At 65.0% G+C, this 15007-nt stretch carries 14 protein-coding genes, 1 tRNA gene and 1 pseudogene; 7 read left to right on the forward strand and 9 right to left on the reverse strand.

Features of this window, described 5'->3' with window-relative positions:
* Positions 1–101 precede the first annotated feature (101 nt).
* Positions 102–905, reverse strand: coding sequence for an MOSC domain-containing protein (locus IAE37_RS05530; protein ID WP_201170560.1), 804 nt, complete (start codon positions 903–905; stop codon positions 102–104).
* Between the two features lie 57 nt (positions 906–962).
* A complete protein-coding gene (locus IAE37_RS05535) occupies positions 963–1898 on the reverse strand; it encodes a chemotaxis protein CheV (RefSeq protein WP_201170563.1) in 936 nt (311 codons plus the stop codon).
* Between the two features lie 361 nt (positions 1899–2259).
* Between IAE37_RS05535 and IAE37_RS05540 the strand changes: the two genes are divergently transcribed.
* The 3 genes from IAE37_RS05540 (at position 2260) to IAE37_RS05550 (ending at position 4684) form a co-directional block, all read left to right on the forward strand.
* On the forward strand, positions 2260–2763 hold the full coding sequence (locus IAE37_RS05540) for a histidine kinase (RefSeq protein WP_236409798.1): 504 nt from the start codon (positions 2260–2262) through the stop codon (positions 2761–2763).
* A gap of 375 nt (positions 2764–3138) precedes the next feature.
* Positions 3139–4035, forward strand: coding sequence for a sensor histidine kinase (locus IAE37_RS05545; RefSeq protein WP_201170570.1), 897 nt, complete (start codon positions 3139–3141; stop codon positions 4033–4035).
* Positions 4025–4684, forward strand: coding sequence for a response regulator (locus tag IAE37_RS05550; protein ID WP_201170573.1), 660 nt, complete (start codon positions 4025–4027; stop codon positions 4682–4684). Before IAE37_RS05545 ends, IAE37_RS05550 begins: the two co-directional genes overlap by 11 nt.
* Here the strand turns inward: IAE37_RS05550 and yegS are convergent.
* Complete coding sequence (yegS, locus tag IAE37_RS05555) at positions 4668–5555, reverse strand: lipid kinase YegS (RefSeq protein WP_201170581.1); 888 nt, start codon at positions 5553–5555, stop codon at positions 4668–4670. The two genes, IAE37_RS05550 and yegS, sit on opposite strands and share 17 nt — an antisense overlap.
* A gap of 226 nt (positions 5556–5781) precedes the next feature.
* On the opposite strand from yegS, the gene IAE37_RS05560 reads away from it, so the two are divergent.
* A complete protein-coding gene (locus IAE37_RS05560) occupies positions 5782–7029 on the forward strand; it encodes a glycosyltransferase family 4 protein (RefSeq protein ID WP_201170584.1) in 1248 nt (415 codons plus the stop codon).
* On the opposite strand, the gene IAE37_RS05565 is transcribed toward IAE37_RS05560, so the two are convergent.
* Both IAE37_RS05565 and moaB read right to left on the reverse strand, forming a co-directional pair.
* Positions 7018–8223, reverse strand: a complete 1206-nt coding sequence (locus IAE37_RS05565; protein WP_201170587.1) for a molybdopterin molybdotransferase MoeA — start codon at positions 8221–8223, stop codon at positions 7018–7020. The genes IAE37_RS05560 and IAE37_RS05565 overlap by 12 nt on opposite strands.
* A 4-nt stretch (positions 8224–8227) precedes the next feature.
* Positions 8228–8767, reverse strand: a complete 540-nt coding sequence (gene moaB / locus IAE37_RS05570; RefSeq protein WP_201170599.1) for a molybdenum cofactor biosynthesis protein B — start codon at positions 8765–8767, stop codon at positions 8228–8230.
* A gap of 175 nt (positions 8768–8942) precedes the next feature.
* On the opposite strand from moaB, the gene IAE37_RS05575 reads away from it, so the two are divergent.
* Both IAE37_RS05575 and IAE37_RS05580 read left to right on the forward strand, forming a co-directional pair.
* Entirely contained in the window at positions 8943–9164 is a 222-nt protein-coding gene (locus IAE37_RS05575; RefSeq protein ID WP_027596642.1) for a YgdI/YgdR family lipoprotein, read from the forward strand.
* 81 nt (positions 9165–9245) lie between these two features.
* Positions 9246–9322: transfer RNA gene (locus IAE37_RS05580), tRNA-Pro, on the forward strand.
* A gap of 98 nt (positions 9323–9420) precedes the next feature.
* Here IAE37_RS05580 and IAE37_RS05585 read toward each other — a convergent pair.
* Both IAE37_RS05585 and IAE37_RS05590 read right to left on the reverse strand, forming a co-directional pair.
* Positions 9421–10695, reverse strand: a pseudogene (locus tag IAE37_RS05585) (methyl-accepting chemotaxis protein); the annotation flags it as partial.
* 512 nt (positions 10696–11207) lie between these two features.
* Positions 11208–12989 (reverse strand): ABC transporter transmembrane domain-containing protein, encoded by a 1782-nt coding sequence (locus IAE37_RS05590; RefSeq protein WP_201170612.1) that lies wholly within the window; start codon positions 12987–12989, stop codon positions 11208–11210.
* A gap of 268 nt (positions 12990–13257) precedes the next feature.
* On the opposite strand from IAE37_RS05590, the gene IAE37_RS05595 reads away from it, so the two are divergent.
* Positions 13258–13431 carry a PA1571 family protein gene (locus IAE37_RS05595; RefSeq protein ID WP_201170614.1) on the forward strand — a complete coding sequence of 58 codons (174 nt, stop codon included), beginning with the start codon at positions 13258–13260 and terminating at the stop codon, positions 13429–13431.
* 72 nt (positions 13432–13503) lie between these two features.
* Here the strand turns inward: IAE37_RS05595 and pdxB are convergent, their stop codons facing one another.
* Both pdxB and tusA read right to left on the reverse strand, forming a co-directional pair.
* The gene (gene pdxB / locus IAE37_RS05600) at positions 13504–14646 is read right to left on the reverse strand and encodes a 4-phosphoerythronate dehydrogenase PdxB (RefSeq protein ID WP_201170624.1); all 1143 of its coding nucleotides are present in this window, start codon (positions 14644–14646) and stop codon (positions 13504–13506) included.
* Positions 14647–14706: 60 nt separating this feature from the next.
* Positions 14707–14949: a sulfurtransferase TusA gene (tusA, locus tag IAE37_RS05605; RefSeq protein ID WP_201170627.1), complete on the reverse strand. Its 243-nt coding sequence runs from the start codon at positions 14947–14949 to the stop codon at positions 14707–14709.
* Positions 14950–15007 lie beyond the last annotated feature (58 nt).

Below are 15007 nucleotides of genomic sequence, written 5' to 3' on the forward strand. Positions count from 1 at the left end.
AGGCTTACGGCATAGATCCAAGGGGCCGCTTCGCAGCCCATCGCGGCACAAGGCCGCTCCTACACAGGTGGCAGTGGATTCACCGATGCGCCAACACCGCCCTATTCCAGCACTTCCACGCTCATTCCCAGCTCGAGCACGCCCCGGCCATCCACTGCCAGGTTCTGGCCGAACAGCACATCGCCCTCCTTCTCGCGGAAGGTCTTGAGCGTGGTCAACGGCTCACGGTCCGGGCTACGCTCGCCGGTGGCCGGGTCCAGCGTGGTCAGGATGCAGCGCACACTGGGCTTGAGCAGGCGAAACTCGAGCTCGCCGATACGAATCCGTTTCCAGCCATCCTCGGCGAACGGTTCAGCGCCCTGCACCACCAGGTTCGGCCTGAAGCGCAACATCTCCATGGGCCGGCCAATGCGCCGGTTCAATTCATCCAGCGAGCCCTGGCCGATCAACAACAACGGAAAGCCATCGGGAAACGCCGCCCGGTCGCTATTCAGGCCATAGCCATTGGGCAGGTAGCGGGCCCGCGGCTCGGGGCAATGGACCAGGCGCACCGGCTTGCCCAGCAGCTCACTCAGCCAGGCCGCTGCTTCGTCGCCAGCATCGGGAACCCGCAAGGTATCACGCCAGATGGTCACACCACGCAGGTCGTCGTCGGCGGCCGGTATCGGCACTTCCAGGAGTGCCTGGCCCGGCGCCTGCAGCAATAGCTTCCCAGCCTCGCCATGGCTCGCCTGGAGACGCCCCAATTGCGGCCAGGCGCGCTGGGTGAGGAAACGGCCGTTTTCCGCTTCCACCACCATCCAGCGCCGATCACCCTGCAATCCCAGGTAATCCACCGCCGACGCCTGCAGGCTTTGCCCCTGCCCCGACTTCACCGGATAACGATACAACTCACTGAGATACATCCCTACCTGCCTCGCGCCATCGCAAAGTGCCCAGCTTATACCTGGCAGGCGCGGCGATCACCCCGCAGCGACGTCCAGTTGCAGGCGTTGCTTGACCACCTCGACCAGGCGATCGGGCTGGAACTTGGAGAGGAAGTTGTCGCAGCCGACCTTCTTCACCATCGACTCGTTGAAGCTGCCCGACAACGAGGTATGCAGCACTACATAGAGACGGCGCAAGCGCGCATCGTTGCGGATCTCGGTGGTCAGACGGTAGCCGTCCATCTCCGGCATCTCGGCATCGGTGAACACCATCAGCAGCTTTTCGCACACGTCTTCGCCAGCGTCGGCCCAGGCCTTGAGCATGCGCAGTGCCTTGAGGCCGTCGCTGGCCACGTGCAATTTCATCCCCAACTGCGAGAGCGTGTCACGCAATTGCGCCAGCGCCACGCTGGAATCGTCGACCAGCAGCACCTCGCGGCCACGGGCACGGGCCAGAACCGGGTCGGCCAGCTTGTCGTTGGACACCCGTGCGTTGTACGGCACGATCTCGGCCAGGACCTTCTCCACGTCGATCACCTCCACCAACTGATCGTCGACCTTGGTGATGGCGGTCAGGTAGTGCTGGCGCCCGGCACTGCTCGGTGGCGGCATGATGGCATCCCAGTTCATGTTGACGATGCGATCGACGCCACCGACCAGGAAGGCTTGCACCGAGCGATTGTACTCGGCGACGATGATGGTGCTGCCGGGCCCCGGTTGCAGCGGGCGCATGCCGATGGCCTGGGACAGGTCGATCACCGGCAGGGTCTGACCGCGCAGGTTGACCACGCCACAGACATAGGCATGGCGCTGCGGCATCAGGGTCAGCTTGGGCAGTTGCAGTACTTCCTGGACCTTGAATACGTTGATCGCGAACAGCTGGCGACCCGCCAGGCGGAACATCAGGATTTCCAGGCGGTTCTCACCTACCAGTTGCGTGCGTTGGTCTACTGTGTCGAGAATGCCAGCCATTGGAAAGCCCCCAGGCTTGAGTCGAAAAAGGTGAAATCATCTGCCCTGTATCGGCGGCTTCGCGCCCAGCTTGACCCCCTGAAAGAATTGCTGCGAAGCTAATTGATATCACTTTACCATCATGCTTTACTTCAAGCATTCCAGTGGCTTGAGGCCCTCACAAGGCGCTGTCGCAATTTGTCGCACCCTAGACGCCCATCAGGGAAACCCCTACTCGCAATCGGGTGCAACCTGATGTTCGCGATATCCTTTAGCCATTAATGTGACGCCATTCTCATTGCATGAATGGAGTCAGGCTTTTGCTAGCAATCGTCTTCGCGTGGCAACCCTTCGCTCCTGCCCCCCGTGCCGGAGCCTCATGATGGATAGCCACCCCTCGAACAGCAGCGCCTTGCAGGACTTCCTGTTGGACGCACAGGTACTGTTGACCCAGTCCCAGGAATGCCTGCACCACCTGGAACTGATCGACAACGACCCTGACGCTTGCCATTGCCTGCATAACGCCCTCGACACCCTCGCCCGCCGCGCCAGCGACCTGGGCCTGGTCGAAGTCGCCCACTACGCTTACGGCCTGCAACTGCTGCTTGCCCCTGCATGCCACCAGCAGCGCCTGCTTTCCGAGGCCCTACCTGCCGTGGAAGCCTGCCTGACCCTGCTGGCCTGGCAACTCGAACTGGTAGACATCCGCACCGGCCGATTGAACCTCGATGCGAGCGAACAGACCGCTCTGCTGTCCGACCTGGCCAACGCGCTGGGCCAACCCCTGCCCCAGGTGTGCGCGGAGTGCAAAACCCTCGGCAGCCTTTGCTCGCACCCGCATCTGCCAGCCAGCGTGCTCTCCGGCGCAAGCAATCATCCTCATTAGCGACCCCAAGAGCAACTAAGCGCAATCATGCGCACCTATGGCCTGGGTGCTGATCAAGTTGAACAAGCTGTATCGCCAGGCGATATGCCGAAACGGAAAAGTTGAACTTGATCGACGAGCAAGTAGTAGCACTTAGCCACCCATAGCGTCCAGCAAACGGCATTTTCGCCCCGTAAATACAGACGTTTCGAGCTCCCACCCAGCCGCGACCAAATCGACTCGAAGTGTTACCATATGCACCGGCCAAGCCGTTTGACTCGCATGTAAAGACAACTTTAGTGCGTACTCGCGATTTGCTCGAAAGCACCACGCCAAAGCCTCTGGTTAGACATGCGCAAGGCCTCCATCAGCAAGACTTCAGTGGCTTCCCAACCTATGTTTCCACGCTTGAAGATTCCTCCGTGTCGTTGCTCCAGCACCGTGCTGATGCGCTGGACGACCACAGTGCTGTGCGTGGCATCGCTGGCCGCCAACCTCGCCGTCTTCAGTGCCGGCTCCCGCCTGCCGGCCAGCCTGGTGGTACTGCAACTGGTCGCCATGCTCGGCGTAGGCTGGCACCTGCGCCACTGGGCGCGCTCGATCAGCCTGCGCCCCGCCGAACTCGCCGACCGCATGCTCAAGGTTCAGGAAAACGAGCGCCAGCGTCTGAGTCGCGAGCTGCACGACGACATCGGCCAATCGCTCACCGCCGCCAAGTTGCAGCTGCAGTGGCTGCAACGTCGCCTGCCGAGCGAACTGCAAGGCCAGTGCGACACCCTGCGCAGTACCCTGGAAACCACCCTGAGCAACGTCCGCGACGTCACCGCCCTGCTCAATCCTCGCCAGCTGGCGAGCCTGGGGCTGGAAGCGAGCTTGCGCGCGCACCTGCTGCGCACCTTGGACCGCAGCGACCTGAGCTGGAGCCTGGAGTGCCAGCAGCGCCTGGGCGGAATTTCCGAAGAGGTGGCGATGGCCGCCTACCGCATCACCCAGGAAGCCGTGACCAATGTGCTGCGCCATGCCCAGGCACGTAACCTGAGCATACGCCTGCAGCGCAGCCCGGCGGGCCTTGCCCTGCTGATCCAGGACGATGGCCGCGGCTTCATTCCGGCCGCCGACCCCGCCACCGCCGGCCAGCGCGGCATGGCCGGCATGCAGGAACGTGCCACCGCCTTGCAAGGCCAACTGCAGATCACCAGTCAGCTCGGCCTCGGCACACGGATCGATGTCCTGTTCCCATGGCCACCCCGCACCCACGAACGCGCCAGGACCCCTGTCTCCGATGACCTGTAGATTGCTGCTGGTGGATGACCACTCGCTGATACGTGCCGGGGTACGCGCCCTGGTCTCCGACATCCCAGGCTATGCCGTGGTCGGGGAAGCCGACGACGGCGACCAGCTTCTGGAGCAGGTCCACAGCCTGACGCCAGACATCGTCCTGCTGGACATCTCGATGCGCTCGACCAGCGGCCTGGATGCCCTGACCCAACTGCGCGCCGAGGGCAACGCCTGCAAGGTGCTGATCCTGTCCATGCACACCGACCCGGACCTGATCATGCGGGCCCTGGAAAGCGGCGCCCACGGCTACCTGCTCAAGGACACCACCGCCACCGAACTGGAGCAGGCCCTGACTGCCCTGCGCGCCGGCGAACGCTACTTGAGCCCGGCGATCGCCCACACCGTGATCAACCAGGCACTGATGCGTGCCAAGACGGGCAAGCAGCCCAACGCCGACCGACATAACCTCACCGCACGGCAGCTGGAGATCCTGCGCTTGATCGTGCGCGGCAAATCGACCCGCGAGATCGCCAACGGCCTGGGGCTGTCGATCAAGACCGTGGAGACCCACCGCTCGCAGATCATGAAACGCCTGCAGATCTACGACGTGGCGGGCCTGGTGCTGTTCGCCGTGCGCGAGAAAATCATCAGCCTGGACGACTGAGCAACGCCGAATCGGCCGGCAGGTGCAGCCGCAGCGCTCCGGGCAGCGCCGCGAAGCGCAGGCTGTTGGCCTGCAGCGGTTCGCCATCGAGATTGATGTCCAAGCCCTGCGAACTCTTGATCTCCACCCACGGCAGGCGCGCACGCACGAACAAGCCATCACCGGCCAGCAGGTCGCGCAAGGCGCCCACCACCTCCTGGGGCGCGGGCAGGATGGCGATATCCAGCAGGCCGTCGTCGGCCACTGCATCCGGGCACAACACCTGCCCACCGCCGGCCTGGCGGCCATTGCCGATGCCCAGGGCGAGCAACTGGCCCTGCCAGTGGAAGCCCTCACCTTGAAGCTCCACCGCCGCTGGCTGCAGCTCGCTGAAGCGGGTCAGGCCGGTGAACAGGTAGGCGGCGCCGCCCAGCACCTTTTTCAGGTCTTCCGAGGTATTGGCCGTGACCTGGCTGCCAAAGCCGCCCGTGGCCATGTTCAGGAACAACTGCTCGCCAACCTGCCCCAGGTCCACCGCCCGTGCCGGCTGGGCCAGCAGCGCCAGGGCCGCGGCAGGCTCCAACGGCACGCCCGCGGCACGGGCAAAATCGTTGGCGGTGCCCAACGGCAGCAAGGCCAGGCTGGCCTGGGTCCGGGCCAGGCCCATGGCTTCGGCCACATCGCGCAGGGTGCCATCACCGCCGCCCGCGACGATTCGCTCATAACCGGCCGCCAGCGCCTCGTCGACCAGGCGCTGGGCATCTCCAGCCTCCCAGGTCACCCGAACGTCGATGGCCACGCCACTCTCGCGCAGGGCGCCGACCGCCTCGCGCACTTCCTCGTTGGCGGCCTGCTTGCCATGCAGGATCAACATCGTCTTGGGCCCTTGCATCGCGCTACCCCCTGAAAGCTTCGGTAAATGGGTTCAACCCGTATTCCGACCACGGGCAGAGGCACAATGCTGCATGACCCTATCGACAGATGATGTGTCGAGCGCTGGGCGAATGCTGCATCGTGGGCTTTACTGTTAGCTAAGGACGCGCCCCGGCAGCGGCCAATGGCTGGCTACCCCGTGGCGCGTTTTTTTCATCCGTGGCCGTCAGCGAGGATTCTGGGTCATGCGCATACTCTGGACCCTGCCCTATCTGCCCTGGCCGACCACCAGCGGCAGCAAGACCCGGCAATACCACCTGCTGCGCGAGCTGGCGCGACACGGCCATCGCATCACCTTGCTGGTGCAGGCCAAGGTCCCGCTCGGCGATGCCGCCCGCGAAGCCCTGGAGCCGTTGCTCGAGCGCCTGGTGGTCTTGCCCCGGCGGGCGGTGCAGAGCCCGCTCAACCTGTTGGCCTCACCGATCATCGACTACCCCATGCGGGTCATCATCAATGGCCTGGCGCCGTGCCTGCGGCACCGGTTCGAGCAGTTGCTGGACGAACCCTGGGACATCATCCAGATCGAGCACAGCTACAGCTTCCAACCCTTCGAAAAAGCCTTGCAGGCCCGCGGCCTGCCCTACCTGCTGAGCGAGCACACCCTGGAATCGGTGATGGGCGGGGCCTGCCACGACCGCCTGCCGCTTTGGCTGCGTCCGCTCAATGCCTTCGACCGCTGGCGCTACCGGCGCTGGGAGCAACGGGTATTGCGCCAACCCACCGAGGTGGTGGCAGTCAGCGCACATGATGCCGAACTGATCAGCCAGATCGTCCAACGCCCGGTCAACGTCGTGGTCAACGGCGTGGATTGCGACTACTACCAGGCCGTGCGCCCGGCAATGCACAGCCAGCGCCTGCTGTTCGTCGGCGACTTCGAGTGCGCGGCCAACCTCGAGGCCATCGAATGGGCCCTGGAAGAGGTAATGCCGCAGGTGTGGATGAGCAACCCGGCGGTGCGCCTGGCCATTGCAGGGCATGCCCTGCCCACCAGCTGGAAGCGCCACTGGAACGACCCCCGCATCGAATGGGTGGGCTACCGCCCCGACCTGCGCGAACTGCAACGGCGTGCGGCGATTTTCTTCGCCCCACTGCGCTACGCCGGGGGCTCCAAGGTCAAGATCCTCGAAGCCTTGGCCGCCGGACTACCGGTGATCAGCAGCGCCAAGGGCGTATCCGGGCTTGCGTTGAACAATGGCGAGCACTACCTGGGCAGTGACGACGGTGGGCAACTGGCGCTGTTGATCACCCAACTGCTCAATCAACCTTGGCGCATGAGCCAGCTGAGCGAGGCTGGCCGGGCCTTCGCCCGCCAGCGCCACGACTGGAGCGTGGTCGCCCAGCAACTGGAAACCGTGCACATGCGCCTGACCCAGGCGACCCCGGCCGGCGCCACGCAATCACGTGGCGCCTGGCTGGGGCGTTCAGCCAAGTAGCTCGCTGAAGGGGATGAACGGCACGCTATCCCCCGGCTTGGGCGTGCTGCCCTCGAGCACCTCGACCAAGCCCTCGGCCCAGGCCGCGCTGCGCAGCACGCCGGAACTCTGGTTCTTGTAGATGCGCACCTGGCCGTTGTCGATACGTGCACGCAGGTACTCGCGACGGGTACCTGCCTTGGGCCAGTCGAAGCCCGCCGGCATGTCGAAGCGCAGTGGCGTGACTTCGGCCACGCCCTGGCGGCGCAGCAGGTAAGGTCGCGTAAGCAGGCCGAAGGTGACCAGGGTCGACGCCGGATTACCTGGCAGGCCGATCACCGGCACCCCTTGGTAGTGCCCGAATGTCAGCGGCTTGCCGGGCTTGATCGCCAGTTTCCACAATGCCAGCTCACCCGCTTCACGCAAGGCTGCGCCGAGATAGTCGGCCTCGCCCACCGAGACACCACCGGTGGACAGGATCAGGTCGACATCGCCCAAGCCGCCAAGGCACTGGCGGGTGAGTTCGAGATCGTCCGGCAGGATGCCGGCATCGACCACGTCGCAGCCCAGCCGTTGCAGCCAGCTCACCAGCAGGCGCCGGTTGCTGTTGTAGATCTGCCCAGGCCCCAGCGGCAGGCCAGGCTCGACCAGTTCGTCCCCGGTGGACAGCACCGCCACGCGCACCCGCCGCACGACGCTCAACCGGCCGTGGCCGAGAGTCGCGGCGAGGCCCAGTTCGATCGGCCCGAGACGCGTGCCGGCCACCATCACCTGCTCGCCCTTGCGGGTTTCCTGGCCTTGCGGGCGTACGTTCTGGTCGCGCTTGAGCGGCTGGAGGAAACGCACGCGGCCGTCGTCCAGGCACTCGGTGTTTTCCTGCATCTCGACGCAGTCGGCACCTTCGGGCAACGGCGCGCCGGTGAAGATCCGAGCGCAGGTGCCAGGCTGCAACGGCTGCGGCGCATGGCCGGCGAAGATACGCTGGCTCACCGGCAACGGCGCACCGGCAAGGTCCGCCAGGCGCAGGGCGTAACCGTCCATGGCGCTGTTGGGCCAGGGCGGCAGGTCGAGCGTGGCGATCAGGTCCTCGGCCAGCACGCGGCCTTCGGCCTCGGCCAGGTCGACCACCTCCGTGTCGTCGATCGGCGCCGATTCGGCCAGCGCCAACAGGCGCTCCAGGGCCTCTTCGACGGGCATCAGCGGGCGCGGCTGCATGGCCTCAACCACGGCTGTCGCAGGCCGCTGCCTGCTTCAGGTGGGGGACGAAGTTGCACGGCCGATGACGGGCATCGAGCTGCTCGGCGAGGATACCGTCCCAGCCGGTGCGCACGGCGTTGGTCGAACCCGGCAGGCAGCAGACCAGAGTGCCATTGGCCAGCCCGGCCAATGCACGCGACTGCACGGTGGAGGTGCCGATGTCGGCCACGGAGATCTGTCGGAACAGCTCGCCAAAGCCCTCGACCTGCTTGTCCAGCAGGCAGGTGACGGCCTCTGGGGTACTGTCGCGACCGGTGAACCCGGTACCCCCGGTGATCAGCACCACTTGCACGCTGTCGTCGGCGATCCAGGTGGCGACCTGTGCGCGGATCTTGTACAAGTCATCCTTGAGCAGCACCCGCGCGGCCAACTGGTGCCCGGCTTCGGTCAGGCGGTCGACGAACAGCTGGCCGGAGGTGTCGGTCTCGAATGTGCGGGTATCACTGACCGTGAGCACGGCAATGTTCAGCGCCACGAAGGGGGTATCTGCCTTGGCTTTCATGGGTTCCGTCGCAAGGTGGAGAAGATGCGCCTGTTATATCACAGCGGGCCGTGGCCAACCGCGCCGTTGTTTCCGGTCAATGCTGGCGGATTGGCGCTATGCTCAACTGTGCATGGAACTTGCGTGGACGCGCTGCGTCTTACTGTCATCTGCATCATCGTACTGGAGAAACACAATGATTCAACGGACCCTTCCCGCCTTCCTGCTCGCCCTGGGCCTCGGCGCCCTCGCCGGCTGCGCCTCGCCGACCGTCATCACTCTGAACGACGGTCGTGAGATCCAGGCGGTGGATACGCCCTCCTTCGACGAGGACTCGGGTTTCTATGAATTCGAGCAACTGGACGGCAAGCGCACGCGCCTGAACAAAGACCAGATCCGTACCGTCAAAGAGCTGTGATAGCGCCCCCCTTTTTGGCAAACGCCCTTTTAACAACAAGGGCTTGCGCGCAAAAATGGGATGCAGTAGGATTTTGTTCATCGGAGTGTAGCGCAGCCAGGTAGCGCGTCTCGTTCGGGACGAGAAGGCCGCAGGTTCGAATCCTGTCTCTCCGACCAAAATCCTGAAAAAAGCCCGCCTTGCGCGGGCTTTTTCGTGCCTGAAAACCGCCAGGGCGGTGTGTAGGGGCGGCCTTGTGCCGCCCCTACAGGGATCGTCAGGCAGTCAAGCGCGACGTTACCTCGCCAAGCTGACCCGACAGGCCATGCAAACGCTGCCCGGCCTGCTCGGTGTGCTGCACAGCCTCCTGGTTGGCGGTGGCGATGCGAGTGATTTCGATCAGGTTGCGCGAGATGTCTTCGGCGACGCTGGTCTGCTCCTCGGCGGCCGTAGCGATCTGTCGGTTCATGTCGCGAATCGCCTCCACCGCCAGGGTGATGCGCTGCAGCATCTGACCGGCATGCTGCACCTGCTCGGCGCCCTGTTCGCTGCGCTGCTGCCCACTTTCGATAGCCTTCACCGCCTCCACCGCGCCAGACTGCACCGCATCGATGATCTGGTGGATCTCGGCGATCGACGCTGCGGTCCGCTGCGCCAGGCTGCGTACCTCGTCGGCGACCACTGCGAAACCGCGCCCGGCCTCATCGGCACGCGCCGCCTCGATGGCTGCGTTGAGCGCCAGCAGGTTGGTCTGTTCGGCAATGCCTCGGATCACCTCGAGTACCTTGCCGATGCGCGTGCTGTCGGTCTCCAGGTCGCGGATCACCGCCGCGGTACCGGCGATTTCCCGGTTGACCGCACCGATGATGTCGATGGTCTGTTGCATCACTTGCTCACCGGCCTGGGCACTCTGATCGGCATCGTCGGCAGCACGCGCTGCCTCGGCCGCGTGGCGCGCCACTTCCTGGGCGGTGGCCGACATCTCGTGCATGGCGGTGGCGACCTGGTCGGTCCGCTGGAACTGGTCCTGGGTACCCCGTGCCATGTCGCTGGCGATGCTGCTCAGTTGGCCGCTGGCGCCTTCGAGCTCCTGGGCGTTGTCCTTGAGCCGGCCGACCGTATCGGCAAGGAAGTCGCGCAGGGTATTGGCCGCACGCGCCAGGCGCCCCAGTTCATCTTCGCGACGGCTGTCGACGCGGGTGGCAAAGCGGCCCTGGCTCAGTTGCGCGACGTAGTCGATCAACTGGCGGATCGGCTCGATCAGGCTGCGGTTGACCAGCCACAGGCTGAACAACCCGACCAGCACCGCCGAACCCAGCATCACCAGCAGGCCCAGCCACACCGTGCGCTCGGCGCTGGCACTGATGCTGGACGCGCGCTCGCCGGCATCGGCACGCAACTGCTCGACCAGCGCGCTCATCTGCTCGCTGGCGGCACGGTCCACGCCCTTCACCGCCAGGTCACCGGCCACCGGGTCGCCACCGGCCGCCAGGAACGCTTGACGGCCTTTTTCATAAGCCTGGCCGAGCTGGCGATGACTGTCGCGCAGTTCCCGCAGCGGCGCCGCCAGCTTGCCGTTGGCGGTGCTGGCGATCAGTTGCTCGAGCAATTGCTGTACCTGCTGTTCACGGGCCTCGAACTGCTGCCAGTACTTGTCGAGGTCCGCCGGGTTGCGTCCGCGCAGCAACACGTTCTTCCACTCCTGTACCTGGATCTTGAATTGCAGGTTGGCTTCGTCGATCAGTTGCGAGGCGCGCAGCGGCCCATCGACCAGCTCGGCATAGCCGCGCACGCTGGACGACAGGAACTGGAAGCACACCAGGGCGATCAGCAGCATCGCCACCAGGCTGCCGCCAAGCAAGCTGAGGATTTGGACTCTGAGGGATTTACGCAACATAGGATCTCGGAAAGCAGGAAGTGGAAACGGTGCCGTCGAGGCAACGCGACAGGCATCCATGCTCTGGTTCGCCGGCCAAAAAAAAGCTGCCATCGTTCGATAGCAGCCAGGTCGAGCACGCATACAACAGCTGAGCCAGATACTCCCAGGCTATTGCTACAAAATTGTTACAACCGTGCGACAGGGGCGCCGCTGGCGAACTGCAGGGAGGCCAGGCGCGCGTACAGCGGGCTGCGTTCGAGCAACTGCTGGTGATTGCCTACGGCCACCACCCGTCCCTTGTCGATCACCGCGATCCGGTCGGCATGCTGCACGGTGGCCAGCCGGTGGGCGATCACCAGTGTGGTGCGTCCGGCCATCAACCCAGGTAACGCCTGCTGGATCAGGTGCTCGCTCTGCGCATCGAGGGCGCTGGTGGCCTCGTCGAGCAGCAGGATCGGCGCATCCACCAGCAACGCCCGGGCAATCGCCAAGCGTTGGCGCTGGCCGCCCGAAAGGCCGATGCCACCCTCGCCCACCAAGGTCTGGTAGCCCTGGGGCATCTGTTGGATGAACTCGTCGGCGTAGGCGCTGCGCGCTGCGGCCTCGACCTCGGCCTGGCTGGCCTCGGGCCGGCCGTAGCGAATGTTGGCCTCGACACTGCCGCGAAACAGCGCCGGGTTTTGCGCCACCAGGGCGAACTGGCCGCGCAGGTCGCTGGGCTGCAAGTCGGCGATGGGCTGGCCGTCGAGCAGGATGCGCCCCTGCTGGGGGTCATAGAAGCGCAGCAGCAGGTCGAACAGGGTCGACTTGCCGGCCCCCGAAGGGCCCACCAGGGCCAAGGTCTGGCCGGGCTCGATGACCAGGTCGAAATGGTCGATGGCGGCCACCGTGGGCCGCGACGGGTAGGCGAAGCACACGTCCTGCAAGACGATATGGCCCCTCGCTCGCCCGCTGGCTGGCGTACTGTCCAGAGCCGGCGGCAGGATGGCGCTACGCGCCGCCAGCAGCTCGCCGATACGCTCGGCGGCGCCGGCGGCACGCTGCAACTCGCCAATCACCTCGCTGAGGGTACCGAAGGCACTGCCGACGATCAGGCTGTAGAACACGAACGCCGCCAGCTCACCGCCGCTGATGCGCCCAGCGATGACATCCATGCCACCGACCCACAGCATCGCCCCTACCGCGCCGAGTACCAGCACGATCACCAGGGTGATCAACCAGGCCCGCTGGGCAATACGCCGGCGCGCCACATCGAAGGCCGCTTCTACCGTGCCGGCGAACAGCGCCCGGTCGTGCGCCTGGTGGTTGTAGGCCTGCACGGTCTTGATCTGGCCCAGGGTCTCGGCCACATAGCTGCCCACGTCCGCCACCCGGTCCTGGCTCTGCCGCGACAGAGTGCGCACCCGCCGCCCGAACAGCAGGATCGGCGCCAGCACCAGTGGCAGCGCCACCACGACGATACTGGTGAGTTTCGGATTGGTGACGAACAGCAGCACCACGCCCCCGACCACCATCAGCGCGTTGCGCAGGAACATCGACAGCGACGAGCCGATCACCGACTGCAGCAAGGTCGTGTCTGCGGTCAGCCGCGACTGGATCTCGGAACTGCGATTGTCTTCGAAAAAACCAGGGTGCAGGCCGATCAGGTGATCGAACACCGCCCGGCGAATATCGGCCACGCAGCGCTCGCCAATCCAGGACACCAGGTAGAAGCGGCTGAAGGTGCCGATAGCCAGGGCCACTACCAGCAGCAGGAACAGGCCGATGGTCTGGTTGAGCTGGTGGGCCGAGCGGGTCATGAAACCCTGATCGACCAGCAGGCGGATGCCCTGGCCCATGGACAAGGTGATGGCGGCGGTGACCACCAGAGCCAGCAAGGCCAGCAGCGCTTGCCGGCGGTACGGGCGGATGAATCGCCAGGCCAGCTGCAAGGCGCGGCGTTGACGCGGGGAAACGGGTTCGACCATGGACTGCTCGTTGCGCACGGGAAAGGCTTCAGCCTACCACTCATCAAGCATCACGGAACTCTGGCGGGCATGCAGGCGTCGCAGCTATGACCGGCGCGCAGTCGGAGGGAGAGCTGCGGCAGTGTCTATAGCCTTTCGTTCTAATGGGGCTATGGAGCTTTGTCGCGCTTTCTGTTGGACTGTGTTTGCCGTGACGGCCGACGGAGTTGTCACAGGCTGGTCACGGCGCAGGGTTACCCTGAGCTTGAACCTGATGAGGAGACAGGAAATGAGCTTGCAGCATAGCAGCGATACCACCAAGACCCAGACCCCACCGCAGCCTCGCGTATGCGGCTCGATCATCGACGCCGAAGGCCGCGAGGTACCGATCACCGAGCAGATGATCCAGCAGGCCTGCAAGACCCTGGAAGACAGCCGGGTCGAGAAAGTCAAAAAGGCCTGAGTCGAGAATTCCTTGCAACCCGGCGCTTGCGCCGGGTTTTTATTTGCCTGCGGGATGAGCAGGGTTCGTCTTTCAGACCTGCTCGGCACCCAACGCACTGACCACCTGCGCCAACTGCGGCGCCTCGCCCTGCACGCGCACCTTCAAGCCATCGATCTCGCGGCGTTGCGGATACTGCTTGCGCAGCAGGTCGAAGGCCGCCTTCTGCTGCGCCACGTCTTCGCTCAGGCTACGGCGGAAATCGGCATCGTCACGCCGCGGGTCGTACACCGCACGGCACAGCGTGGCCAGGACCCAGGCCGGGTCGGCGCTGGCATCGAACTCCAGTTGCGCCAGCGGCGCCTTGGGCAGCAGGTCGGCCAGGCGCACCTGCTCGGCCTGGCCGATGAAACGGCACAGGGCCTGGTAGATCTGCGCCGTACCGCGCTGCCGGCCATCCAGGCTGTAGCCGGCGATGTGCGGGGTGGCCAAGGTACACAGGTCGGCCAGTTGAAGGTCCACCTGCGGCTCGCCCTCCCACACGTCGAGCACGGCATGCACGTCTTCGCGGTCGAGCAACAGCTCCCGCAGGGCCTGATTGTCGACCACCGGCCCACGGCTGGCATTGATCAACCAGGCGCCGGGGCGCAGGGCCGCGAGCTGCCGCTCACCGAGCAGATGCCAGGTCGGGTGCTCACCATCTCGCTGCAACGGCGTGTGCACGCTGATCACGTCGCATTGACCGAGGATGGTCGGCAAATCGACAAAATCACCGCCTTCGGCGGCTTGGCGCAACGGGTCGCACACCAGCACCTTCCAACCCAGGCCATGCAACACGCGCACCAGGCGCCCGCCGACCTCCCCCGCCCCTACCACGCCGTACACGCGCTCAGCCAGCGCCACGCCGTCGAGGTCGGCCAGGGTCAGCAAGCTGCCGAGCACATAGTCGACCACGCCGCGGGCATTGCAGCCCGGCGCGCTGCTCCAGTGGATGCCAGCTTCGGCGAAATAGCCGAGGTCCAGGTGATCGGTGCCGATGGTGCAGGTGCCGACGAAGCGCACCTGGCTGCCTTCGAGCAGTTGCCGGTCGACCTTGGTCACCGAGCGTACCAGCAGCACATCGGCATCCTTGACGCAGGCAGCGTCGATGCTTCGGCCAGGGTAGCGGCGGATTTCGCCGAAACCTTGGAAGAAGGCATCGAGCAGCGGGATATTCTCGTCGGCAACTATCAGCATGGCGCTCTCCTGTCAGGGGAACGCAGTGTAGGCGCTACGGGCAGGGGGTTCCAGCGCGGTTCAGTCGGCTTTCTTGCGAATCCAGTACAGGTAGGTGCCGGCCTCTTCCTGCTGGCCGAGCAGTTCGTGGCCGAGGAAGTTGCAGAACTTTGGGATATCACGGCGGGTCGAGGGGTCGGTGGCGATCACTTTCAGCAAGCCGCCGGCGGCCAGGTCACGCACATGCTGATGCAGCATCATCACCGGTTCCGGGCAGTTCAGGCCGGTAGCGTCGAGGGTGGCGTCGGGGATGAAATCGGTCATGGAGGGCTCCGCGAAATATTCGCCATTGTCGCGCATTGTTGGGGGAGGACCAAGGGGG

The organism is Pseudomonas sp. S31 (genome assembly GCF_016648105.1).
GTDB lineage: Bacteria > Pseudomonadota > Gammaproteobacteria > Pseudomonadales > Pseudomonadaceae > Aquipseudomonas.

Excerpts from the sequence above, each read along its gene's own strand:
- IAE37_RS05530 (WP_201170560.1), bottom strand. The coding sequence starts at position 905 with ATGTATCTCAGTGAGTTGTATCGTTATCCGGTGAAGTCGGGGCAGGGG.
- IAE37_RS05535 (WP_201170563.1), bottom strand. The coding sequence starts at position 1,898 with ATGGCTGGCATTCTCGACACAGTAGACCAACGCACGCAACTGGTAGGT.
- IAE37_RS05540 (WP_236409798.1), top strand. The coding sequence starts at position 2,260 with ATGGATAGCCACCCCTCGAACAGCAGCGCCTTGCAGGACTTCCTGTTG.
- IAE37_RS05545 (WP_201170570.1), top strand. The coding sequence starts at position 3,139 with ATGTTTCCACGCTTGAAGATTCCTCCGTGTCGTTGCTCCAGCACCGTG.
- IAE37_RS05550 (WP_201170573.1), top strand. The coding sequence starts at position 4,025 with ATGACCTGTAGATTGCTGCTGGTGGATGACCACTCGCTGATACGTGCC.
- yegS (WP_201170581.1), bottom strand. The coding sequence starts at position 5,555 with ATGCAAGGGCCCAAGACGATGTTGATCCTGCATGGCAAGCAGGCCGCC.
- IAE37_RS05560 (WP_201170584.1), top strand. The coding sequence starts at position 5,782 with ATGCGCATACTCTGGACCCTGCCCTATCTGCCCTGGCCGACCACCAGC.
- IAE37_RS05565 (WP_201170587.1), bottom strand. The coding sequence starts at position 8,223 with ATGCAGCCGCGCCCGCTGATGCCCGTCGAAGAGGCCCTGGAGCGCCTG.
- moaB (WP_201170599.1), bottom strand. The coding sequence starts at position 8,767 with ATGAAAGCCAAGGCAGATACCCCCTTCGTGGCGCTGAACATTGCCGTG.
- IAE37_RS05575 (WP_027596642.1), top strand. The coding sequence starts at position 8,943 with ATGATTCAACGGACCCTTCCCGCCTTCCTGCTCGCCCTGGGCCTCGGC.
- IAE37_RS05590 (WP_201170612.1), bottom strand. The coding sequence starts at position 12,989 with ATGGTCGAACCCGTTTCCCCGCGTCAACGCCGCGCCTTGCAGCTGGCC.
- IAE37_RS05595 (WP_201170614.1), top strand. The coding sequence starts at position 13,258 with ATGAGCTTGCAGCATAGCAGCGATACCACCAAGACCCAGACCCCACCG.
- pdxB (WP_201170624.1), bottom strand. The coding sequence starts at position 14,646 with ATGCTGATAGTTGCCGACGAGAATATCCCGCTGCTCGATGCCTTCTTC.
- tusA (WP_201170627.1), bottom strand. The coding sequence starts at position 14,949 with ATGACCGATTTCATCCCCGACGCCACCCTCGACGCTACCGGCCTGAAC.